The following is a 25,762-nucleotide window of genomic DNA, read 5'->3' on the forward strand; positions in this document are numbered from 1 at the left end:
TCTAGAGCCATCGTGTGATGTGTCTTTCTGTGAGGAACTTTGAACGGTTCTCACTGACCATCGCACGGTGGTTTCCTACGTTGTTAATCCAACGAGCGAAACCCCGGAACTACACCACTCAAGGGGACGCAACCGCCCCAGACACCCCGCAACAGCCGAAGTGGGTCCCGCTTAGATTGCCCAGGTGGGTCCGAATAACGCTGCCATAGTCAGAATTACGCGGTCGACCGATCGGTCTGTTCCCCATGCTGAAGGTGCCTGTCTCAACCCAGGTGGTGTTGTGGACGATACGGGCCATGATGGCGTCGGCGTGGGCCCCGGAGCGGAGGCGTTGGCGCCAGTCCTCCTGCTGTCACCGGAACACACGGTGGAAGGAGCTTTCAGGTGGTGCTCGACGACGCCGGTAGTGGTGCTAAACGATACGAATCACGCATCTGAAGAGTGGGGCTCAACCGCACCACAGGTGGTGCCCAAAGAAGCGAATATTCACTACGGCGAGCCGTCGGTACGACGCACGTCGTCGCTGGAGCGTTCATTCACGTTGGCGGGGACCGTCGCAAACCATCACCGCCACAATTGAAGGGGTCGTAGTCCACCGTCCGCTAGACCGAAGCTTTGATGTTGAGCCCACAGCCGACGTGCTCGCCTCGATCCTGATGGCTGTCCCGCTCGCTGGCGTGGAAAGCAGACGCTTCTCCGCTGCACGCCAGTGGACTGCGAACTCGCCCAAGACGGAGAGCGAACTCCCGATTTCATGTCCCTACGATCCCCTAAGCCCTATGCATAGGTTCTCTTCTTCATGGTTTCCTCAGAGCGATGTTGAACTCGACTGCTACAGGATAGCCCGCCGCCTCGACACGTATGCCGCGAGATCGGACTGGTTGATGTCGCTGACGGTGTCGAGATATCGTGAGAGCCGCTCTGCGTATTCGGCGGGCGATGCGAAGCCGGTCTCGGCGAAGACTGCGTGGCCCTCCGCGATGGCATTAGCCTCGAGCTTCTGCAAGTTGCGGTGCAAGAGGAGTTCGAGGTCCTGATCCTTTATGGAGGGGTCTACGGTGACACCGAGTGCCTGGAGCCGTGAAAGGACTGGGCGGTATCTCGGCGCACGGTTACTCACAAAATGGTTGACCCGCGCTTTGCCCTCCTCGCGTGCCGCGCCGAGTGGGCCTTTGAGAATTCTCTCCACCTCGCCTAGGACTCCGGCGCGGATATCATCTAACGAAATATCGTCAATCAGCGCCGCGCCCGCGATGCGCTCGCTAATGTCGAAAGCGGTGCGGTCCGCTCGAACATGCTCGTCAAGGTAGGTGGCGGACACGTAACAGACGTAGGTGAATTCGGCGGAAGCCTCGTCTCTAAGACGACCAAAAAGTCCTGGAACCTTGCCTGTCAGGTTTTCCTCAACCACTACGCGGCTCGCCGCACACCAGTACAGGCGAGGTGCAGGGTTGCGAGTGGACGATTTGAGGCAGAGATTGACCATGTCGAAGGTTTCGCCTTTGACGACGATGGTGGTTGTCGGCATCTCGGTGAAGACGAAATCGTCCATCAACTCCTTTAGCGAGATCGCATCGTCGTCATCGACGATCCTCACCTCTGGCGCGCCACCTGGCCGGAGAAAGTACCAGATGCAGTGTTCGAAGACTTCACGAGCAATGGCATCAATGGTTTTCGGCGCGCTACGCTGAAACGCATCTCTGAATCCGTCCAACTGGACTACCGTGCCGACGTCAACAAAGTCGTTTGGCACTTCGATGTGCTCAACCTCTCGCTCAACGGAGAATCTAAATTCTCTACCGCAAAGATCGCCCTCGGCATTCCGGTAGGCGCTGCGTACCGTAACTCGGTCGAACGCCTTTAGCCAGAGCAGGCGTCCGACACCACGGCAACCGATCCCTGCCTTGTAGTCGCTGTCCAACGTCTCAAAAGAGGCCATGTTCGCCGGAGTGAACCCCACCCCGTTGTCCTCGACTTTGAATCCGACGATCGGATTCAGCGCCGCGCGACCGGGGCTGGCCGGGCCGAGGTCAAGCTCACCCTGCGCACTGCGCAAGACCTTGACGGTCAGCCGACCGCGTTCTACACCGTCACCGAAACGTGCATCGAGGGCCTGGATACCGTTGACGACCGCTTCCAGAAGCGGAAGAAGTGCATGGCTCTTCGGCAGACTCGTATTCCGCACGCGCCCAGCCAGAGAAGTCGTCAGCGCCATGGTTTCCCCCTCTGTATCCGACATCGCAAGACTAGCGGTGAGCAAGGACACCGAGCGCGCGGCAGCAGCGGGCAGGACACATCACTGCCGTCACTTTGGGTGTTCTGCGGAAAGTCGGTGCCGAACTATCCGCGCACGCGCTGGAGCAAGGAGGCGCATCAGGAGACCTGGGGCTACGTCGCGACATATCGAAACCGCGACGCAATCATCGGGGCTGGTGCGCTCGGCGCAGGCCCCGGAAACAGTTGCCAGCGCCACAGGTACGTCGAAGAGTGTCCCATGCCAACGACGGACAGCAGACAGTCAAGAGGATCGAAAGTAGAGCTGATTACGTCTCGCACGAATAGGGGACCTGTACATCTGTCCCAGATGGGTCATACCCAATACAGTTGCGAAATGAACGCAAAATGGACATGGTTCACAGGCATCGCTACTGTGTCGGCGCTTGTGCTTGGGATCATTTTCTTCCTAGCCACCGCTACCCTGACGCCTCGAGACTGGGTAGTACTCCTCATCGGCATAGTCCTCGGTGGAACGCTGGCCGCATTCATCGCGACCTTCCTCTGGCACAAGAATCCCAAGTCTGGCGCACGTGGCCAATTCACGGATTCCAGTCGAGCAGAGGAACTCAAGCGGAACATAGATATGTGGGAGCAGGAGCTTGTAGACGCTGAAGGCCAAATCGACGATCTGCATTCATTCAGCCTTCGGCCTCTATATCCCGATGCAGATTACATTAGACGCAAAGCGGCAAAGCTGAAGAAGGCGAAGCTGACGGTGAAGCAACTCCGAGAGAATATCGCGGAAGCAAACGACCTGAGAGAGGGATTGAAGGTTCCCACTCCCAAGCCGATTCGTGCGTCTTCCCCCAATGGGCGGGCTCAGAAACGAAACACCTCGCGCCGCTGAAGGGCCCCGGCCCCTCTCGCCCGGTCAGGCCGAAGAGGCCATCAAGTCGTCTGCGTTCGGGTCCTGACGGCGAAACTCCGGCGAGCCGAAGCCCACCATCTTGACCTCGAACGCCTGCTCGCTCCCGGCGTTGCAGCACGGGGGTTCGAGGACACCAAAGTCGTGGCGGCCGTCCTCTGCTCCCGGATCGCAGTCGCGCCCGACGCAAGTCGCTTGCGCAGGACACCATGACTGATCGTGGGGGCTCCTCCCGAAAGTACTCGGAATAGTGGATCCGGAGATGATCCGGAGACGCGCCAGGCCCACGAAGCGCGCAGCGACCTGATCAAAGCGCGAGCGAGCGCCGTCCTCGACGAAGCGTTGCTTGGGTGGAGCTAGGCGTATTCGGGAACTCGGTCCCCGCCCACATCAAACGTTGACGCCCAGTTGGAGACAGCACGCCTGCACTGTGGCGGCATACCGAGACCGCTACGCATCGTCTGCGCGAGCGCCCTCGGGCCGGACATACTCCTCAAACACCTTCCGGCGGCCGCCCGGGAACCACCCGGCAAGATCGGCGTCGCCTGGCTTACCCGGGCCAAGGCACCGTGCGAGCACCCCGCGATCTCCACCACGTCCGAAAGCTGCGCCATCCAGCAACAGCACCAGGATCTTCCGATAATCCGCCATGTACCAGCACTCCAAACGTGAAACGACAACACCCCATGTGTTGTCACCTCACAGCAGAGCAGCACACCCACATTGATTGCTTCCGTGTCCCCGGAATCGTGCTCCTGCATGGCCGGAACACCTCTACCCCATAGGGCGACGCGCCAGGCAAGGAAAGCAAGTCCGCATTCGGCTGCTAGTTCGATAATGGGCCGCGTCAAAACCCAAGAAACACGAAACGCCACCACCATGATAAGACGATGTTCAGTCTTCATCCTTCGCGAACGCCCGATCGAGGAGCGCGGCGGTGGCCGGGTTCACCAGTTCGCTGCGTTGGATGTAATGCATGATCGTGACCCTGGTGTCGGTGTGGCCGAGCAGCTCTGCGGCGAGTTCGATGCTGGCGTTGGTATTGACCGCGGTCGCTACCGTGCGGCGGAACATGTGCGGTGTCACCCCTTTGATGCCGGCGCCCTCGAGCACCTGCCGCAGTTGCCGGCGCACGTTCGCGGTCGTCAGCGGGGTGCCGTCCCGGGATTGGAACAGCAGCTCATCCAGGCCCATGCTCCCGACCTTGGCGAGCCGCCGGCGGACCGCGCCGGCGGTGAAGGTGGGGATGGCGACAACGCGAGTGGACTTGGCTGTTTTGGGGTGGTCCTGCCGGAAGGTCTGCTCCCCCTTACGGCTGACGATGGTGCCGGCCAGGCGGATCGACGGGACGGGGCTGGTGATGTCGACGTCCCGGCGACGGATGGCCAGAACCTCACCGATCCGGGCCGAGGTACCGAGCATCACCTCGATCATCGCGCCGAGCTGGCCGTCAGGCTTGGGACCGGACGTGTGGTCGACGGCGCTCTCCCACTGCGCGATCGCCGCGCGGATCACGTTCACCTCCGGGGCCATGAGCGCGGCGGGGACGTGCGGCTCGCGGCGCAGGCGGGAGACGTGGTCCATTGGGTTGCGCGGCAAGACTTCGTGACGCACCGCCAACTCCAGGGCGAGTCGCAGCACCACTCGAGCTTGCTTGGCGCGATTGTAGGAGATCTTCGCGAGCTGCTTGATGAACTTGTCGCACCGGGCCACCCCGATCTCCCGCAGGGCCAGGTGGTCGAAGGCGGGTGAGACGAGGGTGCGCATGTTGCGCTCGTAGAGGTTGCGGGTGGTGCGGGAGATCCGGTCCTCCAGGTCGATGTCCTCCAACCAGTAGGTCACCAGATCGCTAAACAGGCTGTCCGGGGTGAGTGACGTGTCGGCGGGCTGGAATAGGTCCCGGTCGGCGATCTTGGCCTTCAGCGCCCGTTCGGCGGCCTTCGCGGTGGCGCCGGTGCCTTGCACCAGGCGCGCGTGGCCATCCCAGTCGCGGTAGCGGGTTCGCGCCTCGTAGCGTCCGTTCGGCATCTGGCGGGTGCTGATGTCGCCGAAGGTGCCGATGGTCAACCGTTGCCGGGGCATCTCAGCTCACCGCCGGTCGGTGCGCCTGAGCTCGCTGGTGGGTTCCCGCTGCTGGGCGATCCACGCCCGCACATCGGAGACCGCGAACTTGAGGTGCTTGCCGAACCGGTACGCGGTGGGGCCTTTGCCGTGCACCCGCCAGTCGTAGACCGTGGAGATCGGGATGCCCAGATAGGCGGCCAGCTCGGCAACGTCCATCAGGGGCTCCAAGCCCCAGTCGTCGGTGGGAGAAGACGTTGGGTTCTCGTTGTGAATGCTCATACCCAGAAGGTGTGCCGGGGAATCCCGGACGATCGGGAGGAACCGAAACCGACCTCAGCGCCTCGCACGACAGGGCGGGCAAAGCGGCGGAAATGGGCTGAAAGTGATGGGGTAGTGATGGGAACATCAAATCTCTTAACCAAAAAAGTCCCGGAAACCCTTGAGTTTCCGGGACATTTGGTCGGGCTGACAGGATTTGAACCTGCGACCCCCTGACCCCCAGTCAGGTGCGCTACCAAGCTGCGCTACAGCCCGCCGTGCCCGCCAGATTCCCGTTAGGGCATCCACCGGAGGCAACTCGAATAGCTTACCGCGTCGGCGGAGTGCTCGCGTTCACTTTTGGGGTGTATCTGGGCGCGGGGTGCTCGGAAATGCGGTTGACAATGTTGCAGAGCGACGTACTGTCTACCGGAGACAGGGCGCCGAATTTCGACAGGCTCGATCAACGGGTTCGCTCGACCTGCGCGTGGGGCTCGGTCCGCGCGTGGAGAGGGTGCGGGATCTCGACAGGCTCGATCAACACATGGGCTCGATCAGCGGGCGCGGCGACGATTCCCTGCTCACACATAGGTTCTCCATAGGAACGGTGCGTAGCGTGACGCGAGGTCGTCACCGGCCGCTCAAACAACGAAGGAAGTTATGTCCCAGAACAGCTCACGTCCCCTGTCCAAGTTCAACCTCGTCTTGGCACTGCTGTGGCTGGTCGACGTGGTCGTGACCGCCGCGGGGTACCTGATCCTGACCTCCTCCAACGCCACCCAGGCCGAGTTCTACACCTCGCAGTCCTCGGACTACGTGGCGTACTTCTCCGCCCAGTCCGGCAGCGGTCTCGGTGCCACCCTGATCGGCACCGGCATCCTGGGCTTCATCGTCACCCTCGCGGCCATGGTCGTGTCCCGGTCGATCGCCAAGAACGCCGTCGTGGCGCCCGCGGTCATCGATGACGAGCCGGACTTCGACTTCGACGAGACCGACTTCGACTCCGCCTCCGACAGTGACGAGAAGACTGCCGTAACGACGCCGGCTGCTGCTGCTGCGCCGACCGTTGAGGCGCCCACCGCCGACAGCGCCACGGGCGACGAGCCCACCGACGAGCCCAAGATCGCTCGCTAACTCCCCCGCGAGCAGGCGCAGAGGTACGAATGCCCGGGGCGGTGCCCTCACCGCCCCGGGCATTTCTCTGTCTGCTCGGTGAGACGGTCGCCGGCGGGCATCCGAAGACACCCGGCCGGTCGAGAGTTTCGGGTTCTCTCGGCCGGACCGGGTATTGCGGAATGCGTGAGACACGGAAAATGCCGGAAGGGCCACGTGGTGCGCCCGTGCCGCTCTAGGAAGCGGGCCAATCGGGTGGTGCGGGTGCTGGGTGTGAACTTGTGGTGCTGGTGGAGCCGGGTGGACTCTGCCAACAGGATGAACATATGCCAGTTTCGGCCGGGAGTGAAGGCCCTCTGCTGGCACAGCTTCAACCCGTTCTTCCGGGTTCATCAGGCAGATCCCCGCCAGCACTGGGATCGGGGCAGTCCGGTTGCGCTGCTCCGGCGCGGCAGTGGAGCAGACCTTGCGCAAACCTTGCGGCGCTCCGGCCGGTCCGGGCGGGCACGAAAAAGCCGCGTGCCGGCATCCGAAGATGGCGGCACACGGCCTGATCGAACCTGCCGGTGAGCCGGCGGTCGGGTTAGCGCTTGCGCTTCTCGCGCACCCGCATGCTGATGTTGATCGGGCTGCCGGCGAAACCGTAGACCTCACGCAGACGACGCTGGATGAACCGGCGGTAACCCGGGTCCAGGAACCCGGTGGTGAAGATCACGAAGGTCGGCGGGCGGCTGGAGGCCTGGGTCCCGAACAGGATGCGCGGCTGCTTGCCGCTGCGCACCGGGTGCGGGTGCTCCGCGGCCAGCTCGGCGAGGAAGGCGTTGAACTTGCCGGTGGCAACGCGGGTGTCCCACGACTCGAGCGCGAGCTCGAGGGCCGGAACCAGCTTCTCCATGTGACGGCCGGTCTTGGCCGAGATGTTCACGCGCGGGGCCCAGGCCACGTGGGCCAGGTCCTGCTCGATCTCACGCTCCAGGTAGCGGCGACGGTCGTCGTCGATCTGGTCCCACTTGTTGAACGCGAGCACAAGCGCACGGCCGGACTCGAGAACCAGGTCGATGACGCGCACGTCCTGCTCGCTGATGACCTCGGTGACGTCGATGAGCACCACGGCCACTTCGGCCTTTTCCAGGGCCGCGCTGGTGCGCAGGGACGCGTAGAAGTCGGCGCCCTGGGAGAGGTGCACGCGACGACGGATGCCGGCGGTGTCGACGAAGCGCCAGACCTTGCCGCCGAGCTCAACCTGCTCGTCGACCGGGTCGCGGGTGGTGCCGGCCAGCGCGTTGACGACAACACGCTCTTCGCCGACGACCTTGTTCAGCAGGCTGGACTTGCCCACGTTCGGGCGTCCCAGGATGGCGACGCGGCGCGGGCCGCCAACTTCCTGCTTGGCGACGTTGGAGATCTCGGGGAGCTTCTCGAGGATCGCGTCGAGCAGGTCGGCGACGCCGCGGCCGTGCAGCGCGGAGACCGGCCAGGGCTGGCCGAGGCCGAGCGCCCACAGGCTGGCCGCTTCGGGCTCCTGACGGATGTCGTCGACCTTGTTGGCGATGAGGAAGACCGGCTTGCCGCTGCGACGCAGCAGCTTGACGACGGCCTCGTCGGTGGAGGTCGGGCCCACGTTGGAGTCCACGACGAACATGACGACGTCGCACAGCTCGATCGCCAGTTCGGCCTGCATGGCCACGGACGCGTCGATGCCCTTGGCGTCGGGCTCCCAGCCGCCGGTGTCGACGAGGCTGAAGCGGCGTTCGTGCCATTCGCCCTTGTAGGTGACCCGGTCGCGGGTCACGCCGGGGGTGTCCTCCACGACGGCCTCGCGGCGGCCGAGGATACGGTTCACGAGCGCGGACTTGCCCACGTTGGGGCGGCCGACGATCGCGATAACCGGCAGGGCCGGCAGGTACTGGATCGCGTCGGGGTCATCGGAGACCGAGTCGAGAACGTCGAAGTCCTCGTCGTCAAGGTCGTATTCGTTCAGGCCGGTGCGCAGCGCGGTGGCGCGCTGAGTGATCAGGGCGTCGTCCTCGTCGAGGTCGGTCAGGCGCGATGCGATTTCCGGGTCGAGTTCGGGGATCGTCGTGTCGTCGAATTGATTAGTCATGCGAGTTCCTCGCGGTATTGATGACCTCTACAACCGCGTCAATGGTCTGGTCGAAGTCGAGATGGGTGGAGTCGACGGTGGTCACACCGTCTGCGGCGCTCATGAATTCCACTACCTGGGAGTCGGCGCGATCCCTCGATCGCAGCTGTTCCGCCACGGTGTGGGCCGATTGGGTTGATATTTCCGCAGAGCGCCTAGCCATTCTAGCCTCTTCGGTTGCTGTGAGTAGAATGCGGACCTGGGCCTCGGGTGCGACGACGGTGGTGATGTCGCGGCCCTCGACCACCACGCCGGGCTGCGGAACCGCCCGGGCGATGCTGCGGAACAGCTCGGTCAGGTGGCTGCGCACCGCGGGGACCCGGGCGATTGCGCTGACCGCGGCCGAGATCTGCGGTTCACGGATGGCGTCGGTGACGTCGGTCTCCCCCACCCGCACGAAGTAGGCATCCGGTTCGGTGCCGATCGTGTAGTCGAAGCGGGGCAGCAGTGCGCTGACCGCGGCGGAGTTCTGCGGGTCAACCTCCTGGTCGATGACGAACCAGGCCAGCGCCCGGTAGGCGGCGCCGGTGTCGAGGTAGCCGTAGCCGAGACGACGGGCCACGGCACGGCTGACGCTGGACTTGCCGCTGCCGGCAGGCCCGTCGATCGCGACGAACAGGGGGTAGGAGTGCTTACTCAAATGTCTAACCGACAATCCGCCAGCCGCGTGCGGCCAGCTCAGTGGTGAGGCGGCTGACCGCCTCGGGGAGGATGCTGATCTCGGCGAGCCCGATCTGGGCTCCCGGGGAGTGTTCGAGGCGCAGGTCCTCGAGGTTGACGCCCGCCTCGCCGATTTCGTTGAACAGGCGGGCGAGCTGGCCGGGGGTGTCGTCGACCATCACGGTGAGGCTGGCGTAACGGCGGTCCTGGCCGTGCTTGCCGGGCAGCCGGGCCACGCCGGTATTGCCGCCGGCGATCTCCTCGGCCACCTGACGGCGGGCGCCGGGGGCGGATGGGTCGGCGAGGGCGCCGATGAACCGGTCCAGGTCGTCGCGCAGCGCCAGCAGGATCTCGCGTACCGGCGCCGGGTTGGCGCCGAGGATCTGCACCCACAGTTCCGGGTCGCTCGCGGCGACGCGGGTGACGTCGCGCAGGCCCTGCCCGGCGAGGTTCAGCGCGGAGGCGGGCGCGTCGGTGAGGCGCCGGGCCATCAGGGTGGCCACCACCTGGGGCACGTGCGAGACCAGGGCGACGCCCTTGTCGTGCTCTTCCGGGCTCATCTCCACAAGGGTGGCGCCGAGGTCAAGGATCAGGTCGTCGATTGCGGTGGCGCGCTGGTAGCTGATGTCGTCGTGCGCGGCGACCACCCAGGGCCTTCCGATGAACAGGTCGGCGCGGCCGGCGAGCGGTCCGCCGCGTTCCCGGCCGGCGAGCGGGTGCGAACCGATGTAGCGGGACGTGTCGGCGCCGCGGGCACGCAGCTCGGTCAGCGGGGCCAGCTTGACGCTGGCCACATCCGTCACGATCGCGTCGGGGAACGCCTCGAGTTCGCGGGCGACGATATCGGCGGTCACGTCCGGCGGCACGCACACCACGATCAGTTGGGGCGCGTCGGCGGGCGTGGCGGCGCGGCCGGCGCCGTAGTCGATGGCCAACGACAGGTTGGTCGGCGACGCGTCGGCGAGGATCACGTCGATGCCCCGGGCGCTCAGGCCCAGGCCGATGCTGGTTCCCAGGAGACCTGCGCCGACGACACGCACCGGCCCGATCAGGCGAGACTCGACCACGTTCGGCTCCAAACTTGCGCGGGTGACAGGGTGAAACGGATGCTGCGGGTTACTCTGCCGGCTACTTCTGCACTTCGGCGCGGGACACCGTGAGCAGCTGACCGAGTTCCACCTTAGTGAGGTCGCGCACGGCGCCGGAGCGGAGGGTGCCCAGCTGCAGCGGGCCGAACTGGCGGCGCACCAGGTCTACGACGGGGTGGCCGACGGCGTCCATCATCCGGCGCACGATGCGGTTGCGGCCGGAGTGCAGGGTCAGCTCCACCAGGGTGAAGCCGTCACCGGGAGGGCTGGTCAGGATGCGGGCCTTGTCGGCGGCGATGGGGCCGTCCTCCAGCTCGATGCCGGTCTGCAGCTTGCCGATGGTCTGCGCCGAGACGCGGCCCTCGACCTTGGCGATGTAGGTCTTGGCGACGCCGAAGGAGGGGTGCGCGAGCACGTGGGCGAGGTCACCGTCGTTGGTGAGGATCAGCAGTCCGCTGGTGGCGGCGTCGAGGCGGCCCACGTTGAAGAGGCGTTCCTCGTACCCTTGCGTGAACTGGCGCAGGTCCGGCCGGCCGCTCTCGTCCTGCATGGAGGAGACCACGCCGACAGGCTTGTTCAGCATCACGTAGCGGCGGCTGGTGTCCAGCTGCACGGCGACGTTGTCCACGGCGATCTTGTCGGTCTCGGGGTGCACGCGGCGGCCGAGCTCGGTGACGACCTTGCCGTTGACCCGCACCCGGCCGGAGCTGATCATCTCTTCGCTGACCCGGCGGGAGGCGACGCCCGCGGCGGAAAGCACCTTCTGCAGGCGGATGCCGTCGGCGGCGGCCTCGGGGTTGGTGGCGAAGTCCGGGTTGGTGCTGCTGGTGTCGGTGTAGCCGTCGTTGTGGTCGGTCATGGTAAATCCTCGAATCCGTTCGCACCGTCGGCGAGCAACGGCGAAATTAGTGGCAACTCGTCGAGCGAGTTGATTCCCAGCTGGGTGAGCAGCAGGTCGGTGGTGGCGTAATTGATCGCGCCGGTCTCGCTATCGGTGAAGGCCTCGGTGATCAATCCGCGGCCCAGGAGGGTGCGCACGACCGAGTCGACGTTAACGGCCCGAATCGAGGCTACCGCGCCACGGCTAATCGGTTGCTTGTAAGCGATCACCGCGAGGGTCTCCAGGGCTGCCTGGGAGAGCCGGCTGGGGTTCTGGGTGAGCACAAAATCGGCCACCACCGGGTCGTGCTCCGCGCGCACGTAGATGCGCCAGCCGCCGGCCACCTCGCGCAGTTCGAAGCCACGCCGCACGGTGCCGTCGACCCCGTCGAAGTCGGCGACCAGCCGCAGAATGGCTGCGCGTACGTCCACGAGCGGATGCGCGACCGCGGTGGCCAGGTGCACCAGGCTCTGCGGCTCATCCGCCACCATCAAAATCGCCTCGAGCCGCCGCTCAATGGCCACCGCTCCCCCGCCGCCGTTCGAGCGATTCCCGTCGGTCGAGCCTGTCGAGACCTCGTCAAGGGTCGTCACACTGGTATCAAGACTCATAATCGCCTCCAAGGTTCGCAAGATTGTCATCCGACCAGCCCTCGGCATCCCAGTGCAAACTGAGCTCGCCCAGCGGTTCGAGCTGGTCGAAGGTGAGGGCTCCGTGCCGGTACAGCTCCAGCACGGCCAGAAAACGGGCGATCACGAGGCCCTTCTCGGCGCAGTCCACGATCAGCTCCCGAAACGTCAGGCTTCGGTTGGCCCGCAGCATCGCCACCACGATCGCCGCCTGCTCCCGGATGCTGACCAGCGGCGCGTGCAGGTGCTCCAGCCCCACGGTCGGCAGCTCCCGCGGCGTGAGCGCCAACGCAGCCAGAGCGCCGAAGTCGCCCAGCGACAACGTCCAGACCAGCTCCGGCGTGGTCGTGCGGTACTTCTCCTCGAGCCGCACCGAGCGCACATGGCGGGTGGCCTCGAGCTCGAGGCGTTCGAGGAACCACTCCGACGCGGTCTTGAACGCCCGGTACTGCAACAGCCGGGCGAAGAGCAGGTCGCGGGCCTCGAGCAGAGCCACGTCCTCGGCATCCACCAGCTCACCCTGCGGCAGCAGACCGACCAGTTTGAGGTCGAGCAGGGTGGCGGCCACCACGAGGAACTCGGTGGCCTGGTCGAGCTCCTCGGCGGCGTCGAGCCCGCGCAGGTAGGAGATGAACTCGTCGGTGACCCGGCTCAGCGAGATCTCGGTGATGTCGAGTTCGTGCTTGCCGATCAACGAGAGCAGCAGGTCGAACGGTCCCTCGAAGTTCTGCAGCGCCACGGAAAAGCCGGGCGCGGGTGTGCCGGCGTCGCCGATGGACTCGAGCGTGCCGGTGCCGGCCGTGCGGGTGTTGGTCGTGGCGGTGGTCGCCGCGACGCGGGCCGGAGCGGCCGAGGTGCGCTTAGGCGACCGCGCCACGCTGGATCAGTTCCCGCGCCGCCTGCTTGTAGGCCTTGGCGGCGGCGTGTTCCGGAGCGAACTCGGTGATCGGCACCCCCGCGACACTGGCATCCGGGAATTTGACCGTACGGCCGATAACGGTGTCGAGCACCCGGTCGCCGAACGCGTCGACGACCCGTTCGAGTACCTCGCGCGAGTGCAGGGTGCGGGAGTCGTACATGGTGGCCAGAATGCCGTCGAGTTCGATGGCCGGGTTGAGCCGGTCGCGCACCTTGTCGATGGTTTCGATGAGCAACGCCACCCCGCGCAGGGCGAAGAACTCGCACTCCAGCGGGATCAGCACGCCGTGGCTGGCGGTGAGGGCGTTGACGGTGAGGATGCCCAGCGACGGCTGGCAGTCGATGAGGATCACGTCGTAGTCGTTGGAGACTTTGCGCAGCACCCGGGCGAGGATCTGCTCGCGGGCGACCTCGTTGACGAGGTGCACCTCCGCGGCGGAGAGGTCGATGTTGGCCGGGATGATGTCCAGACCCACGACGGAGGTCTGCTGGATGGCTTCCTTGGGGTCCTTGGAGCCGCTCAAGAGCAGGTCGTAGATGGTGGTGACGTCGTGCGTGGGCACGCCGAGACCGGCCGACAGGGCGCCTTGCGGGTCGAAGTCGATGGCGAGCACCCGGCGGCCGTAACCGGCCAGTGCCGCTCCCAGGTTGATGGTGGTCGTCGTCTTGCCGACGCCGCCCTTCTGGTTGCACAGCGAGACGATGCGCGCCGGGCCGTGGCTCTTCAGCGCGGCGGGCTCATCGAACACCTGCAGCGGGCGACCGGTTGCACCGGTGGGTGGTTCCTCGAGTCCGGGAAGCTGCGTCCGGCTATCCGTTCTACGCGCCACTGGGCTGTCCTCGATCCGTCATGCAGTTCACTTGGTTGATTCTACCGAGCCGAGAGGCCCAGCCCGGCCAGATTCCCCGGTGTGCCGCCAGCTGCCTCGCCGGCCGGGTCAGCCGGCCTTCTTGTCGTCGGTGCCGCGGCGCACCCGCACCACGGTCTCCCAGCCGGCCACGAGCACGAGCACCCCGGTGGTCACCGAGCCCAGCTGCAGCGGGGTCAGCGCGAAGGCGGCGCCGAACGCCGCCAGCAGCGCCCCGAGGCCCACCAGGTACGACAGGAGCAGCTCCCGAGCCACGACGAGCCGGAACAGCAGCATCCCCAGCACGTAGAGCGCCGGCCCGCCCACCAGGACCACCGCGGTGGACAGGGTCATCTCCGTGTGCGGATGGGTGAGCACTTCTTTGTCGGCCACCGAGGTGAGCACGATGCCGGCGATGATCACGGCGTGCACGTAGGTGTACGCGAGCCGGGCGATGCGGCCGGGCTCGGCGGCGGCGGCGATGGCCTTGGCGCCGGCGCGTTCGCTGTGGTCGAAGTACAGCCACCACATGGCCACGGTCGCGCCGAACGCGAGCAGCATGCCCAGGATGCTCGCCGCCGAGGATTCCTTCGCGACGAACGCGAATCCGGTGACCAGCAGCGATTCGCCCAGGGCGATGATCACGAACAGGGCGCTGCGCTCGGCGATGTGCGGGCCGGAGAGGTTCCACTGGTCGATGCCGGACGCGCCGAGTCCCGGCACCCGGAAGCCGACGCCGGCGGAGAGGTACTCGATGGCCAGGGCGATCAGCCAGAGCGGCAGCCGGTACTGCAACGGCAGCAACGCCCCGACGATCCAGAACACGCTCGAGAGGGCCAGCCAGATCAGGATCCGAACGAAGGTGCGGCGCAGCTCGGCATCGTGCCGCGCCACCGCGAGCACCATGAAGGCCGTGCGGCCCAGTTGGAGCACCGAGTAGGCCAGCGCGAACACGATGCCTCGGTCGCCGAACGACTCGTAGATCGAGACGCTCACCACGAAGCCCACCAGCGACAGGCCCAGCACCACGCCGCGCACGGGCAGCTTGGCCGGGTCGAGCCAGTTGGTCACCCAGGTCGTGTACACCCACACCCACCAGAGCGCGAGCACCAGCATTGCCGACTCGAGGGCGCCCTCCCAGGACTGGTTCTCGTAGAGGTAGCGGGAGAGCTGGGTGAGCGCGAAGACGAAGATCAGGTCGAAGAACAGCTCGACGTAGGTGACCCGGTCGGAGCTGCTGGAGTCCTCGGGCCGCAGCAGATTGCGGCGGATGCCGAAGCGGCCGGCCGGCGTCGGTGCGGGCGGTGGTGTCGAGGTGCGGGTCACTCCCCCATTGTCACTGATGCGCCCCGCCCATCCGCAACTGTTGCCCGTGCGGACAAAATGGTCCCGGCGTGCCGGGACCATTGGTCCGGAACGGGCACAGTTACGGCCGGATGGCCGGCGGGCGGCGCGGGTCAGCGGGCGCGGGGGTGCGCCGTGGTGTACACGTCGCGGAGGGTGTCGATGGTGACGAGGGTGTAGATCTGGGTGGTGGCCACCGACGAGTGGCCGAGCAGCTCCTGCACCACCCGCACGTCGGCGCCGCCGGATAGCAGGTGGGTGGCGAACGAGTGCCGCAGCGTGTGCGGCGACACCTCGATGCCCAGCTGGGCGCGTTCGGCGGCCGCGCGGATGATCAACCAGGCGTTCTGCCGGCTCACCCGATGCCCCCGCACGCCGAGGAACAGCGCCGGGGTGGCCTTACCCCGCCCCGACAGCACCGGTCGGGCCCGCACCAGGTACGCGTCCACGGCGGCCCGGGCGAAGCTGCCGACGGGCACGATGCGCTGTTTGTTGCCCTTGCCGGTGAGCCGCACCACGTCTTCCTCGAGCATGTCGTCCACGTTGAGGTTGACCACCTCGGACACCCGCGCCCCGGTGGCGTAGAGCAGTTCGAGCAGCGCCTTGTCGCGCAGCTGCTGCAGTTCCTCCCCGTCGGTCGCGGCCAGCAGCGCGTTCACCTGCTCGATCGAGATGGCCTTGGGCAGCCGCAGGCCGAGTTTGGGCGGTTTGGTCTCGTGGGCCACGTCCACGTCCACCAGGGATTCCACGAGCAGGAACCGGTGGAAGCCGCGCACGGTGCTCAGGATCCGCGCGACGGAGGCCGCGGTCAGCGGCGATTCGGTGCGACTGCCCAGGTGCTGCACGAACGCGCTCACCTGCGGCCCGGTCACGGCGCGCAGATCGGTGATCTCGGTATCCGTGAGCCAGCCGGCGTAGATCACCAGGTCGCGCCGGTAGGCGGCGACGGTGTTGGCGCTCAGCCCGCGTTCAATCGAGACATGCCGCAAGAACGAGTGCACGGCCGGCTCGATGAGCGCGGGGCCGGTCACACCGTGTGGTCCCAGTTGTTCGGATGCCGCGGCCAGGGCAGGTCGGCCGGCGCCAACGACGCCCAGCCGCGGGAGCGGGAGGCGGCGGCAGCCAGCACACCGACAACAAGCGACGGGTTCTGCACCCGGCGGGCCAGCGCGGCGTCAACGGCGTCGTCCAGGGACACCCAGCGGGTGACCATGTCGGCTTCCTCGTCGGTGCGGTCGAAGGCCTCGGTGGCCGGCGACAGGCCGCGGGCCAGGTAGATGCGGATCACTTCGTTGCTGCCGCCCGGGGACGTGTAGAACTCGGTGAGCACATTCCACTCGGATGCGACGACGTCGGTCTCTTCGGCCAGCTCGCGCTGGGCGCCGAGAAGAGCGTGTTCGCCGTCGACGTCGAGCAGCCCGGCGGGCAGCTCCCACTCCCGCATCCGCACCGGGTGCCGGTACTGCTGGATCAGCAGCACCCGGTCCTGGTCGTCGAGGGCGAGAATCGCGACCGCACCGGGGTGGTCGACGTACTCACGCACGATCTCGGCGCCGTTGTAGTCGAACGCGTCCTGGCGGATGTTCCACACGTGACCGTCGAACCGCACCGCACTGGAGGTCAGCGCGGTCGGTGCCGGCTCATCCTCGATACGGGGCAGCAACGCGTCGGCTTCGGCGCGGGCGGCGAGGGTCTCAGGCATCTTCCTTGACCTCGAACAGGCGGCTGGCCTGCTGGCGGTCCAGGGCCGCACCGATCAGGCCGACGAACAGCGGGTGCGCGTGGCTGGGGCGTGAGCGCAGTTCGGGGTGGGCCTGGGTGCCCACGTAGAACGGGTGCTCGGCGCGGGGCAGCTCCACGTACTCGACGAGGTGGCCGTCGGGCGAGGTGCCGGAGAACCACAGGCCGGCCTCGGCGATCTGGGCGCGGTAGTTGTTGTTCACCTCGTAGCGGTGACGGTGACGCTCGGACGCGACCGGGGCGCCGTAGAGCTCGGCAACGATGGACCCGTCGGCGAGGTTGGCCGGGTACAGGCCGAGGCGCATGGTGCCGCCCAGGTCGCCGCCGGCGATGATCTCGACCTGCTCTTCCATTGTCGCGATCACGGGGAACTCGGTCTCGGGCTCGAACTCGCTCGACGAGGCGCCGTCGAGGCCGGCCTTGTTGCGGGCGTATTCGATGACCATGCACTGCAGGCCCAGGCACAGGCCGAGCACGGGGATGGCGTTCTCGCGGGCGAACTTGAGGGCGCCGAGCTTGCCCTCGATGCCGCGCACGCCGAAGCCGCCGGGCACGCAGATGCCGTCGAGCTCGGCGAGCATCGCCGCGGCGCCTTCGGGCGTCTCGCAGGTGTCCGAAGCGATCCACTCGAGCTTGACCTTGGTCTGCTGGGCGAAACCGCCGGCGCGCAGCGCCTCGGTCACCGAGAGGTACGCGTCGGGCAGGTCGATGTACTTGCCGACCAGGCCGATGGTGACCTCGTGCTTGGGCTCGCGCACGGCGTCGAGCACGCGCTGCCAGGCGGTCCAATCCACGTCCTTGACCGGCAGGCTCAGGGCGTCGGTGATGTACTTGTCCAGGCCCTGCTCGTGCAGCACGGCGGGGATCTCGTAGATGCTGGGCACGTCGACGCAGTTGACGACGGCGTCTTCTTCGACGTCGCACATCAGCGCGATCTTGCGCTTGTTGGATTCGGAGACGGGGCGGTCGCTGCGCAGCACCAGGGCATCCGGCTGGATACCGAGGGAGCGGAGCGCTGCGACGGAGTGCTGGGTGGGCTTGGTCTTCTGCTCACCGGAGGCGGCCATGAACGGCACCAGCGACACGTGCACGAAGAAGACGTTCTTGCGGCCCAGCTCGTGGCGCACCTGGCGGGCGGCCTCGATGAAGGGCTGCGACTCGATGTCGCCGACGGTGCCGCCGACCTCGGTGATGATGACGTCGGGGCGCGGCTCGTCGCTGGCCTGCAGGCGCATCCGTCGCTTGATCTCGTCGGTGATGTGCGGGATGACCTGGACGGTGTCGCCGAGGTACTCGCCGCGGCGTTCGCGGGCGATGACCTGTGAGTAGACCTGACCGGTGGTGACGTTCGCCGCCTGGGTGAGGTTGATGTCGAGGAAGCGCTCGTAGTGGCCGATGTCGAGGTCGGTCTCCGAGCCGTCGTCGGTGACGAAGACTTCACCGTGCTGGAACGGGTTCATCGTGCCAGGGTCGACGTTGAGGTAGGGGTCCAGCTTCTGCATGACGACGCGTACGCCGCGAGCAGTCAGGAGGTTGCCGAGGCTTGCCGCCGTCAGGCCTTTACCCAATGAAGAAACGACACCACCGGTCACAAAAATGTGCTTCGTAATGCCGTCTGAATTGTCCGCGTTTGTAATGTTCACCACGGGCTTCGATCCTATCACCTAGCTGGGGCCTCTCCGTTGGAGCGAGTTGGGTGGGCAAGTTCAATGAGCTCGCGAGCGTGCTCGAGGCCGCTGGCGGAGTCGGGCAGTCCGGAGAGCAGCCGGGCCATCTCGGCGGCCCTGTCGTCGCCGGTGAGCTGGCGTACGCTGCTCGCGGTGACCGAGCCGTGGCTGTCCTTGACGACGCTGAGGTGGTTGCCGGCGAACGCCGCCACCTGGGCGAGGTGGGTGACCACGATCACCTGGGCGGTTTCAGCGAGTCGGGCGAGTCGCCGGCCGATCTCGATCGCGGCCGCGCCGCCCACTCCGGCGTCGACCTCGTCGAAGACGAAGGTGGGCACAGGGTCGGTGGCGTTGATGACGACCTCGATGGCCAGCATCACCCGCGACAGCTCGCCCCCGGATGCGCCACGCGCCAGTGCCCGCGGCTCGGCGCCCGCGTGGGGCTGCAACATGATGCGCACCAGGTCGTGGCCGGTCACCGAGACCTCGTCCAGCCGGTCGATCTCCACCACCAGGCGGGCGTCCGGCATGGCTAGCGCGGCCAGTTCGGTGGTGACGGCGGCGCCGAGCGCGGCGGCCGCGGTGGTGCGGATGCCGGTGAGCGCCTCGGCGAGCCGCTGCACGAGGTCGCGGTCGGCGGTCGTGTCGGCGCGCAGGGCGTCGATCCGGTCGGAGTCACTGTCGAGCTCGAGCAGGCGGCTGCTGCCGGTGTCGAGAAAGTCGATGGCCTCGTCGAGGCCGCCGACGAACTTGCGCGAGAGCACGCTCAGCTCGGCGCGGCGCTCCTGCACCACCTCGAGTTCCCTGGCGCCGTCGGCGTCCAGGCCGGCGAGGTAGCTGGAGAGTTGTGCGGCGATGTCGGCGACGATGAAGCCGGCGTTGGCGAGGGCCTCGGCCAGCGGCGGCAGCACCGGGTCGTGTGCGGCGGCCCGGTCCAGCTGGCGGCGGGCGGATTCGAGCAGGGCGACGACATCGGGCGTGTCGTCGGTGGATTCCTCGGCCGAGAGCAGTTCGCGAGACGAGGCGGCGGCCAGCCGGAGTTCTTCGAGGTTACCGAGCCGTTCGGCGCGGCCGGCGAGTTCGTCGTCTTCGCCGCGCTGCGGGGCGGCGAGCTCGATCTCGGCGATCCGCAAGCGCAGGTCTTCGGCTTCTCGGGCCCGGCGGTCCTGCTCGGCGATGAGCAGGTCGAGTTCGGCTTGGTTGGCGTGCCAGCGGTGGTAGACGTGCTGGAAGGCCGTGAGGGCCTCGGTGAGTTCGGGGCCGGCGAACCGGTCCAGCGCCCCGCGCTGCGCGGAGGTGGACCGCAGGCGCACCTGGTCGGACTGGCCGTGCACGACGACGAGGTCACCGCCGAGGTCGCCGAGCACCCCGGCGGGGGCGCTGCGGCCGCCGACGACGGCGCGGCTGCGGCCTTCGGCCGACACCGAACGGCTGAGCAGCAGCTCGGGGCCGTCGAGGTCTCCCCCGGCGTCCCGCACCCGCTGGGCGACGGGCCCGTCGGGGGCGATCAGCCAGCGGCCCTCCACCCAGCTCTGCGGTTGGCCGGCGCGCACGGTGCCCGGGTCGGCGCGCTCGCCCAGCAGCAGGCCGAGCGCGGTGACGACCATGGTCTTGCCCGCGCCGGTCTCGCCGGTGATGGCGGTGAAGCCGGGGCCGAGCGGCAGGGTGGCTTCCTTGATCACGCCGAGGTCGCGGATGACGAGTTCTTCGATCATGCGGTCACCTCACTCACGTCCGACCGGGCCCCGCCAGCCCGTGATGGGCAGGTTGAACTTGTTCACCAGCCGGTCGGTGAACGGGCCGCTGTGCAGCCGGGCGAGACGTACCGGAACCGGTGAGCGTCGCACGACCACCCGGGCGCCGGGCGGCAGATCATGCACGCGACGGCCATCGGCGCAGAGCACCGCGGTGCTGTCGCCGCGGGCGAGGATTTCCACGGCGAGGGAGGAGTCCGGTCCGACGACGAGGGGGCGGGCGAACAGGGCATGGGCGCTCAACGGCACGAGCAGCAGGGCGTCCAGGCTCGGCCAGACGATGGGTCCCCCGGCGGAGAACGAGTAGGCGGTCGACCCGGTGGGGGTGGACAGCACCACGCCGTCGCAGCCGAAGGCGGACAGCGGGCGGCCGTCGACCTCGATGATGACCTCGATCATCCGCTGCCTGCTGGCCTTTTCGACGGTGGCCTCGTTGAGCGCCCAGGTTTCGTAGACCACCTCGTGGTCCACCTTCACCCGCACCGAGAGCGTCATGCGCTCCTCCACGAGGTAGTCGCGCAGCAGGGCGCGACGCACGGCCTCGCCAAGGTCGTCGCGTTCGCTTTCGGCCAGGAATCCCACGTGGCCCAGGTTGATGCCCAGCAGCGGCGCGGAGCAGCCGCGCACGATCTCGGCGGCGCGCAGGATGGTGCCGTCGCCGCCGAGCACGATCACGAGTTCCAGGTCGGTGGCCTGCACGGTCTCGCCGAGCACGGCGGTGCTGCCGTTCAGTTGCGGGCAGGACGCCAGCAGGTCGGCGCGTTCCTCGGCGGCCAGCACCGGTACGGCGCCGGCGGCGATCAGCTGTTCGCAGACGGTGGCCGCGGCTTCGAGGGAGTCCTGACGGCCAGTGTGGGCGACGACGAGGATGTGTCGTGGCGTTGCGGTCATGCGCGTCACGCTCCCACCAGGATGGTTATCCGATCGATCCATTCTGTCGGATTAGTTCCGGTTCCACGTCTGAGCCACACGAGATACTCGTGGTTGCCTGCGGCCCCGGCGATCGGCGACGCGATCAGGCCGTTCACGCCGAGCCCCAGGTCCCAGGCGGCCCAGAGCACACCGGCGACGGCGTCGGCGCGAAGTCCGGCGTTGTGCACGACACCTTCCCGGATGCCGCCGCGACCGACCTCGAATTGGGGTTTGATCAGCAGCACGAAGTCGGCACCCTCGGTTGCGGTGGCGACCAGGGCCGGCAGCACCGTGGTGAGGGAGATGAACGAGAGGTCGCCGACGACGAGGTCGGGTTGCTCGGTGATGCCGGAGGCTCCCGCGATGGACTCCGCGGTGGCGTAGCGCAGGTTGAAGCCCTCGACGAGCGTCACCCGCTGGTCGGCCTTGATGGTCGGCGACAGCTGGCCGTGGCCCACGTCGACGGCGATGATCCGGGCGATGTCGCGTTCGAGCAGCACCTGGCTGAAGCCGCCGGTGGAGGCACCGGCATCCATCGCGGTGCGGCCGGTGACCGGCAGGTCGAACGCGTCGAGCGCGGCAACGAGCTTGTGCGCTCCGCGGCTCACGTAGTGGTCGGTGGGGGCCACGGCGATGACCTGGCTCTCGCGCACCTTGGCGGATGCCTTGACGACAGGGCTGCCGTCCACGGTGACCAGGCCCTCGGTGATGAGCCGGGCGGCGACGGTGCGCGATCGCACCAAGCCCCGTTCGAACAGCGCCGAATCCAGGCGCTGCTCCCCCGTGGGTGAAACCGTGGGTTCAGCGGCGGGCGCCGGTGGCGTGCTGATCGGCACGCTGGTGGGCTGTGGCGCCGACCGTCTCGGCTCCGGCGCGTCCTCGTGCTGGGTCCCCATCTCGGGGTCTGGCTCTGGCGTGCTGGAGGTGGTCATTCGGCCTTCGATCGGGGCACGTCGCCACCTTCGAGGTGGTCGCGCAGACTGTCGTGCAGCTGGAGATACGCCGCGGCCCGGTCCTCGAGCGGCAGCGCCTCGGCGGCCGTGATGCGGGCCTCGAGGTCACCGTCCAGCACGGGCGGGGCGGGTGCGTCGTCGGTAGGCGCGGGCGCTGGTGCAGACGGTGTCGGGCGCGGCCCCGGGCGACCCGGGGTCGGCGCACTGGGCGGCCCGGCCGCATCTACTCCGTCTGCACTCACGCCTCCTAGGCTACCGTCCGAGATAGAGGCTCTCCGGAACGTTGAGGCCGTAGATCGGTCGGCCGGACGCCCAGATCACGGCGCAGGCGGCCCGCAACAGGTTGATTCCGTCGTCGCCGACGGCCATGATCTCCACGTCGGCGCCGTGGATGCGCACGCTGGCGCCGTCGACCGTGGCCTGGGACTTGTCCTTGGAGAAGACCGTCACGGGGTAGGGCTCGTGCAGCTGGCGCAGGTCCTCGAGGATGAACGTCGGACGCTCCGTGGGGCCGGCCGCCAGAGCCTGCTTGGCCTTGTCGATGCCGGTGAGCACGAGCACCGACGGCATCCCAGCGCGGTTGGCGCCGAGAATGTCGGTGTCGAGCCGGTCGCCGATGAACAGCGGAGCGGTGGCATCGAAGCGTTTGATGGCCTCGAGGAAGATCGGGATCTCCGGCTTGCCGGCCACGAGCGGCAGACGCCCGACCGCGGTGTGCACCGCGGAGACCAGGGTGCCGTTGCCCGGGGCGATGCCGCGGGCCTGCGGAATGGTCCAGTCGGTATTCGTCGCGATCCACGGAATGCCCGGGTAGTCGCCGTCCAGGGTCACGCCGGCGTTCAGCGCAAAGCTGGCCTCGGCCAGCTGGGTCCAGCCCACGTCAGGAGCGAAGCCCTGCACCACGGCGGCCGGGGAATCCTCGGCGGACCGGGTCACCTCGAAGCCGTGCTTCTGCAGTTCGTCGACGAGACCGTCGCCGCCCACCACCAGGATCCGCGATCCGGCCGGCACCTGCTCCACGAGCAGCCGCATGGCTGCCTGGGGCGAGGTGACGACGTCGGACGGCGCCACGGTGAGACCGAGGTCGGTCAGGTGGCCGGCCACGGATGCATCCGTGCGTGATGCGTTGTTGGTGATGTAGCCCACCCGGATGCTTTCAGCGGCCTTGTTGAGGCCGTCGATCGCGTACGGGATGGCGTGTGGGCCGGCGTAGACGACACCGTCGAGGTCGGCCAGGACCACGTCGATGCCGGCCAGGGGTGTGGCCGGCTCAGTCAACGGGCGTCGTTTCAGGATCTTCGTCCACACCCTTGGCGTCGTCGTGTGATTCGTCATCGGATGAAGCAGCGTCCTCGGTGTCAGTTTCGGTGTCAGAGATGGTGATGGTGTCGTCGGCGGTCTCGAGCTCGTCGGGCGTGTCGGCGTTGTCCTGATCGGACTCGTCCTCATCCTGGTCGGCGTCCTCGTCCTCGTCCTCGTCTTCATCGAATTCTTCGTCGAGTTCGACGATCTCGATGGTCTCGTCGACGTCGCCGTTCAGAGCGGCGTCCGCGCGGGAGGCACGTTCGTTCCAGACGTCGGCCTCGTCGGTGCGGCCGAGTTCTTCGAGAACCTCGGCGTAGGCGGCGAACAGCTCCGAGCTGTAGGAGAACGCGGTCTTGGGGTCGAGCTGGGCGATTTCGAGCTCGCTCAGCGCGGCCTCGGTCTCCCCCAGGTCGAGACGGGCGCCGGACATGGCGATGGCCAGGGCCACCTGAACGCCGGCGGGCAGGGTGGAGCGGTCCACCGAACGGCCCAGCTCCAGGGCGCGGTCGGGGCGGCCTACGCCGCGTTCGCTGTCCACCATCAGCGGCAGCTGGGCGTTGGAGCCCGAGATACGGCGGTAGGTGCGGAGTTCCCGCAACGCCAGGGCGAAGTCGCCGGTGGCGTAGGCCGTGATGGCCAGGCTCTCGCGCACCACGGCGATGCGGCCGGCGCGACGCGCGGCGCTCATGACGTGGCGGTGCGCCAGCTCCGGGTCTTCCTCGATGACCCGGGCGGCCATGGCCAGGTGACGGCCCACGGCTTCCGCGTTGTCCTTGGTGAGGGTCTTGAGCTCATTGCGGGCGATGCGGTCGAGGTCCTCGGACGTGATGTCGTCGGGCAGCTCGGGGTCGTCGTGACGCGGGCGCACCGAACGCAGCTCGCGCTGCATGCGCTGCTCTTCGGTCATCTCCTCTTCGACGACGCGGGCGTCGCGGTCACCGCGGGCGGGGGCGCCTTCGCGGGTCCACAGTTTCTTGCCGGAGTCGCGGGGAGCTCCGGCGCGGGTCGGCGAGCCGCCGCGGGCACTGTCCTTCAGCCACGGCTTGTTCTCGGTATCGCGCTGGGGACGGTCGGAGTTGCCCTTGTACGCGGGGCGGTCGCTGTTGCCCTTGTACGCGGGACGGTCTCCGTCACGCTGCGGACGGTCGGAGTTGCCCTTGTACGCGGGGCGGTCGCTGTTGCCCTTGTACGCGGGACGGTCACCGTCGCGCTGCGGACGGTCGCTGTTGCCCTTGTACGCGGGACGATCGCTGTTGCCCTTGTACGCGGGACGATCGCTGTTGCCCTTGTACGCGGGACGATCGCTGTTGCCCTTGTACGCGGGACGGTCGCCATCACGCTGCGGACGGTCGGAGTTGCCCTTATATGCCGGACGGTCCGAGTTGTACGCGGGACGATCGCTGTTGCCGCGGTAGGGAGGACGGTCACCATCGCGCTGCGGGCGGTCCGAGTTGCCCTTGTACGCCGGACGGTCCGAGTTATATGCCGGGCGGTCGCTGTTGCCGCGGTAGGGAGGACGGTCACCATCGCGCTGCGGGCGGTCGGAATTGCCCTTGTATGCCGGACGGTCGCTGTTGCCCCGGTACGGAGGACGGTCGCCGTCGCGCTGCGGACGGTCGGAGTTGCCCTGGTACGCCGGGCGGTCGCTGTTCCCGCGGTAGGGAGGGCGGTCGCCGTCGCGCTGCGGACGGTCAGAGTTGTAGGAAGGACGATCGCTGTTGCCCTTGTACGCGGGACGGTCGGAGTTGCCACGGTAGGGAGGACGGTCACCATCGCGCTGGGGACGGTCCGAGTTGCCCTGGTACGCCGGGCGATCGCTGTTCCCGCGGTAGGGCGGGCGGTCGCCATCGCGCTGCGGACGGTCGGAGTTACCCCGGTACGGTGCACGCTCCCCGCCCTGCGGACGGTCGGAGTTGCCACGGTACGGAGGGCGATCGCCATCACGCTGGGGACGGTCATTTCCGCCGGTGTTGCCACGGTACGGCGGACGGTCTCCGTCGCGCTGCGGGCGGTCGGAGTTGCCGCGGTACGGCGGGCGGGCGCCGTCCTGGTTGGGTCGGTCCGACCCTCCGCGACCACCCTGGTAGCCGCCGGTGCGACGATCGCCGCTCCCGTTGTCGCGTGCGTCGTTCCCGTTGCGTTCCGTGGGGGTCACTGTTTATCTCCTGTAGGTGTGGCTATACGTACCGGACTACTTCTCCAGCGTACGTTAACGGCAAAATGGCCACCCGAATGGGTGGCCATTTTGACTAAGTTAAGTCCGGCGGTGTCCTACTCTCCCACAGGGTCCCCCCTGCAGTACCATCGGCGCAAAGAGTCTTAGCTTCCGGGTTCGGAATGTGAC

Annotated in this window: 22 protein-coding genes, 1 tRNA gene, 1 rRNA gene and 1 pseudogene; 2 read left to right on the forward strand and 23 right to left on the reverse strand. The window is 67.4% G+C overall.

What is annotated here, in order from left to right:
* Nucleotides 1–244 precede the first annotated feature (244 nt).
* Both RCH12_RS18595 and RCH12_RS17335 read right to left on the reverse strand, forming a co-directional pair.
* Nucleotides 245–349 (reverse strand): annotated as a pseudogene (locus RCH12_RS18595) (ATP-binding protein); the annotation flags it as partial.
* 483 nt (nt 350–832) lie between these two features.
* Nucleotides 833–2,215: a hypothetical protein gene (locus RCH12_RS17335; protein WP_327017710.1), complete on the reverse strand. Its 1,383-nt coding sequence runs from the start codon at nt 2,213–2,215 to the stop codon at nt 833–835.
* A gap of 396 nt (nt 2,216–2,611) precedes the next feature.
* Between RCH12_RS17335 and RCH12_RS17340 the strand changes: the two genes are divergently transcribed.
* Nucleotides 2,612–3,124, forward strand: coding sequence for a hypothetical protein (locus RCH12_RS17340; RefSeq protein ID WP_327017711.1), 513 nt, complete (start codon nt 2,612–2,614; stop codon nt 3,122–3,124).
* Nucleotides 3,125–4,036: 912 nt separating this feature from the next.
* Here the strand turns inward: RCH12_RS17340 and RCH12_RS17345 are convergent.
* The 3 genes from RCH12_RS17345 to RCH12_RS17355 all read right to left on the reverse strand — a co-directional run bounded on the left by RCH12_RS17345 (nt 4,037) and on the right by RCH12_RS17355 (nt 5,740).
* The gene (locus RCH12_RS17345) at nt 4,037–5,224 is read right to left on the reverse strand and encodes a tyrosine-type recombinase/integrase (protein WP_327017712.1); all 1,188 of its coding nucleotides are present in this window, start codon (nt 5,222–5,224) and stop codon (nt 4,037–4,039) included.
* Nucleotides 5,225–5,230: 6 nt separating this feature from the next.
* Nucleotides 5,231–5,485: a helix-turn-helix domain-containing protein gene (locus RCH12_RS17350; protein WP_327017713.1), complete on the reverse strand. Its 255-nt coding sequence runs from the start codon at nt 5,483–5,485 to the stop codon at nt 5,231–5,233.
* Nucleotides 5,486–5,663: 178 nt separating this feature from the next.
* Nucleotides 5,664–5,740: transfer RNA gene (locus tag RCH12_RS17355), tRNA-Pro, on the reverse strand.
* Between the two features lie 384 nt (nt 5,741–6,124).
* Between RCH12_RS17355 and RCH12_RS17360 the strand changes: the two genes are divergently transcribed.
* Entirely contained in the window at nt 6,125–6,598 is a 474-nt protein-coding gene (locus RCH12_RS17360; RefSeq protein ID WP_327017714.1) for a hypothetical protein, read from the forward strand.
* A 562-nt stretch (nt 6,599–7,160) separates the two neighbouring features.
* Here the strand turns inward: RCH12_RS17360 and der are convergent.
* The 18 genes from der to rrf all read right to left on the reverse strand — a co-directional run.
* Nucleotides 7,161–8,681, reverse strand: coding sequence for a ribosome biogenesis GTPase Der (gene der, locus RCH12_RS17365; protein ID WP_088455769.1), 1,521 nt, complete (start codon nt 8,679–8,681; stop codon nt 7,161–7,163).
* Complete coding sequence (gene cmk, locus RCH12_RS17370; RefSeq protein ID WP_327017715.1) at nt 8,674–9,360, reverse strand: (d)CMP kinase; 687 nt, start codon at nt 9,358–9,360, stop codon at nt 8,674–8,676. Before cmk ends, der begins: the two co-directional genes overlap by 8 nt.
* A 4-nt stretch (nt 9,361–9,364) precedes the next feature.
* Nucleotides 9,365–10,447: a prephenate dehydrogenase gene (locus RCH12_RS17375; RefSeq protein WP_327017716.1), complete on the reverse strand. Its 1,083-nt coding sequence runs from the start codon at nt 10,445–10,447 to the stop codon at nt 9,365–9,367.
* Nucleotides 10,448–10,508: 61 nt separating this feature from the next.
* The gene (locus tag RCH12_RS17380) at nt 10,509–11,327 is read right to left on the reverse strand and encodes a pseudouridine synthase (protein ID WP_103432461.1); all 819 of its coding nucleotides are present in this window, start codon (nt 11,325–11,327) and stop codon (nt 10,509–10,511) included.
* Nucleotides 11,324–11,959 carry an SMC-Scp complex subunit ScpB gene (scpB, locus tag RCH12_RS17385; protein ID WP_327017717.1) on the reverse strand — a complete coding sequence of 212 codons (636 nt, stop codon included), beginning with the start codon at nt 11,957–11,959 and terminating at the stop codon, nt 11,324–11,326. The genes RCH12_RS17380 and scpB overlap by 4 nt, the downstream gene beginning before the upstream one ends.
* Nucleotides 11,949–12,752: a segregation and condensation protein A gene (locus RCH12_RS17390; protein WP_327017724.1), complete on the reverse strand. Its 804-nt coding sequence runs from the start codon at nt 12,750–12,752 to the stop codon at nt 11,949–11,951. The genes scpB and RCH12_RS17390 overlap by 11 nt, the downstream gene beginning before the upstream one ends.
* Nucleotides 12,753–12,837: 85 nt before the next feature.
* Entirely contained in the window at nt 12,838–13,725 is an 888-nt protein-coding gene (locus tag RCH12_RS17395) for a ParA family protein (RefSeq protein ID WP_327017718.1), read from the reverse strand.
* 108 nt (nt 13,726–13,833) lie between these two features.
* Nucleotides 13,834–15,069 (reverse strand): low temperature requirement protein A, encoded by a 1,236-nt coding sequence (locus RCH12_RS17400; RefSeq protein ID WP_327017719.1) that lies wholly within the window; start codon nt 15,067–15,069, stop codon nt 13,834–13,836.
* A 131-nt stretch (nt 15,070–15,200) separates the two neighbouring features.
* The gene (gene xerD, locus RCH12_RS17405) at nt 15,201–16,118 is read right to left on the reverse strand and encodes a site-specific tyrosine recombinase XerD (protein WP_327017720.1); all 918 of its coding nucleotides are present in this window, start codon (nt 16,116–16,118) and stop codon (nt 15,201–15,203) included.
* Nucleotides 16,115–16,789 (reverse strand): NUDIX domain-containing protein, encoded by a 675-nt coding sequence (locus tag RCH12_RS17410; RefSeq protein ID WP_134496889.1) that lies wholly within the window; start codon nt 16,787–16,789, stop codon nt 16,115–16,117. The genes xerD and RCH12_RS17410 overlap by 4 nt, the downstream gene beginning before the upstream one ends.
* Nucleotides 16,782–18,437: a CTP synthase gene (locus tag RCH12_RS17415; protein ID WP_174776715.1), complete on the reverse strand. Its 1,656-nt coding sequence runs from the start codon at nt 18,435–18,437 to the stop codon at nt 16,782–16,784. The genes RCH12_RS17410 and RCH12_RS17415 overlap by 8 nt, the downstream gene beginning before the upstream one ends.
* 50 nt (nt 18,438–18,487) lie before the next feature.
* Nucleotides 18,488–20,209: a DNA repair protein RecN gene (gene recN / locus RCH12_RS17420; RefSeq protein WP_327017721.1), complete on the reverse strand. Its 1,722-nt coding sequence runs from the start codon at nt 20,207–20,209 to the stop codon at nt 18,488–18,490.
* Between the two features lie 9 nt (nt 20,210–20,218).
* The gene (locus tag RCH12_RS17425) at nt 20,219–21,139 is read right to left on the reverse strand and encodes an NAD kinase (protein WP_088455761.1); all 921 of its coding nucleotides are present in this window, start codon (nt 21,137–21,139) and stop codon (nt 20,219–20,221) included.
* A gap of 5 nt (nt 21,140–21,144) precedes the next feature.
* Nucleotides 21,145–22,092 (reverse strand): TlyA family RNA methyltransferase, encoded by a 948-nt coding sequence (locus tag RCH12_RS17430; protein ID WP_327017722.1) that lies wholly within the window; start codon nt 22,090–22,092, stop codon nt 21,145–21,147.
* Nucleotides 22,089–22,355: a hypothetical protein gene (locus tag RCH12_RS17435; protein ID WP_133163905.1), complete on the reverse strand. Its 267-nt coding sequence runs from the start codon at nt 22,353–22,355 to the stop codon at nt 22,089–22,091. Before RCH12_RS17435 ends, RCH12_RS17430 begins: the two co-directional genes overlap by 4 nt.
* A gap of 10 nt (nt 22,356–22,365) precedes the next feature.
* Nucleotides 22,366–23,448 (reverse strand): HAD-IIA family hydrolase, encoded by a 1,083-nt coding sequence (locus RCH12_RS17440; RefSeq protein ID WP_134408837.1) that lies wholly within the window; start codon nt 23,446–23,448, stop codon nt 22,366–22,368.
* Nucleotides 23,384–25,573, reverse strand: a complete 2,190-nt coding sequence (locus RCH12_RS17445; protein WP_327017723.1) for a primosomal protein — start codon at nt 25,571–25,573, stop codon at nt 23,384–23,386. The genes RCH12_RS17440 and RCH12_RS17445 overlap by 65 nt, the downstream gene beginning before the upstream one ends.
* A gap of 103 nt (nt 25,574–25,676) precedes the next feature.
* Nucleotides 25,677–25,762: ribosomal RNA gene (rrf, locus tag RCH12_RS17450) — 5S ribosomal RNA — on the reverse strand; the annotation flags it as partial.

Source organism: Cryobacterium sp. MP_3.1, assembly GCF_035984795.1.
In the GTDB taxonomy this organism is placed as follows: domain Bacteria; phylum Actinomycetota; class Actinomycetes; order Actinomycetales; family Microbacteriaceae; genus Cryobacterium; species Cryobacterium zongtaii.

Bases quoted from the DNA above. Each gene is read 5' to 3' on its own strand.
- RCH12_RS17335 (WP_327017710.1), bottom strand. From the start codon at position 2,215: ATGGCGCTGACGACTTCTCTGGCTGGGCGCGTGCGGAATACGAGTCTG.
- RCH12_RS17340 (WP_327017711.1), top strand. From the start codon at position 2,612: ATGAACGCAAAATGGACATGGTTCACAGGCATCGCTACTGTGTCGGCG.
- RCH12_RS17345 (WP_327017712.1), bottom strand. From the start codon at position 5,224: ATGCCCCGGCAACGGTTGACCATCGGCACCTTCGGCGACATCAGCACC.
- RCH12_RS17350 (WP_327017713.1), bottom strand. From the start codon at position 5,485: ATGAGCATTCACAACGAGAACCCAACGTCTTCTCCCACCGACGACTGG.
- RCH12_RS17360 (WP_327017714.1), top strand. From the start codon at position 6,125: ATGTCCCAGAACAGCTCACGTCCCCTGTCCAAGTTCAACCTCGTCTTG.
- der (WP_088455769.1), bottom strand. From the start codon at position 8,681: ATGACTAATCAATTCGACGACACGACGATCCCCGAACTCGACCCGGAA.
- RCH12_RS17380 (WP_103432461.1), bottom strand. From the start codon at position 11,327: ATGACCGACCACAACGACGGCTACACCGACACCAGCAGCACCAACCCG.
- scpB (WP_327017717.1), bottom strand. From the start codon at position 11,959: ATGAGTCTTGATACCAGTGTGACGACCCTTGACGAGGTCTCGACAGGC.
- RCH12_RS17410 (WP_134496889.1), bottom strand. From the start codon at position 16,789: ATGCCTGAGACCCTCGCCGCCCGCGCCGAAGCCGACGCGTTGCTGCCC.
- recN (WP_327017721.1), bottom strand. From the start codon at position 20,209: ATGATCGAAGAACTCGTCATCCGCGACCTCGGCGTGATCAAGGAAGCC.
- RCH12_RS17425 (WP_088455761.1), bottom strand. From the start codon at position 21,139: ATGACCGCAACGCCACGACACATCCTCGTCGTCGCCCACACTGGCCGT.
- RCH12_RS17430 (WP_327017722.1), bottom strand. From the start codon at position 22,092: ATGACCACCTCCAGCACGCCAGAGCCAGACCCCGAGATGGGGACCCAG.
- RCH12_RS17440 (WP_134408837.1), bottom strand. From the start codon at position 23,448: ATGACGAATCACACGACGACGCCAAGGGTGTGGACGAAGATCCTGAAA.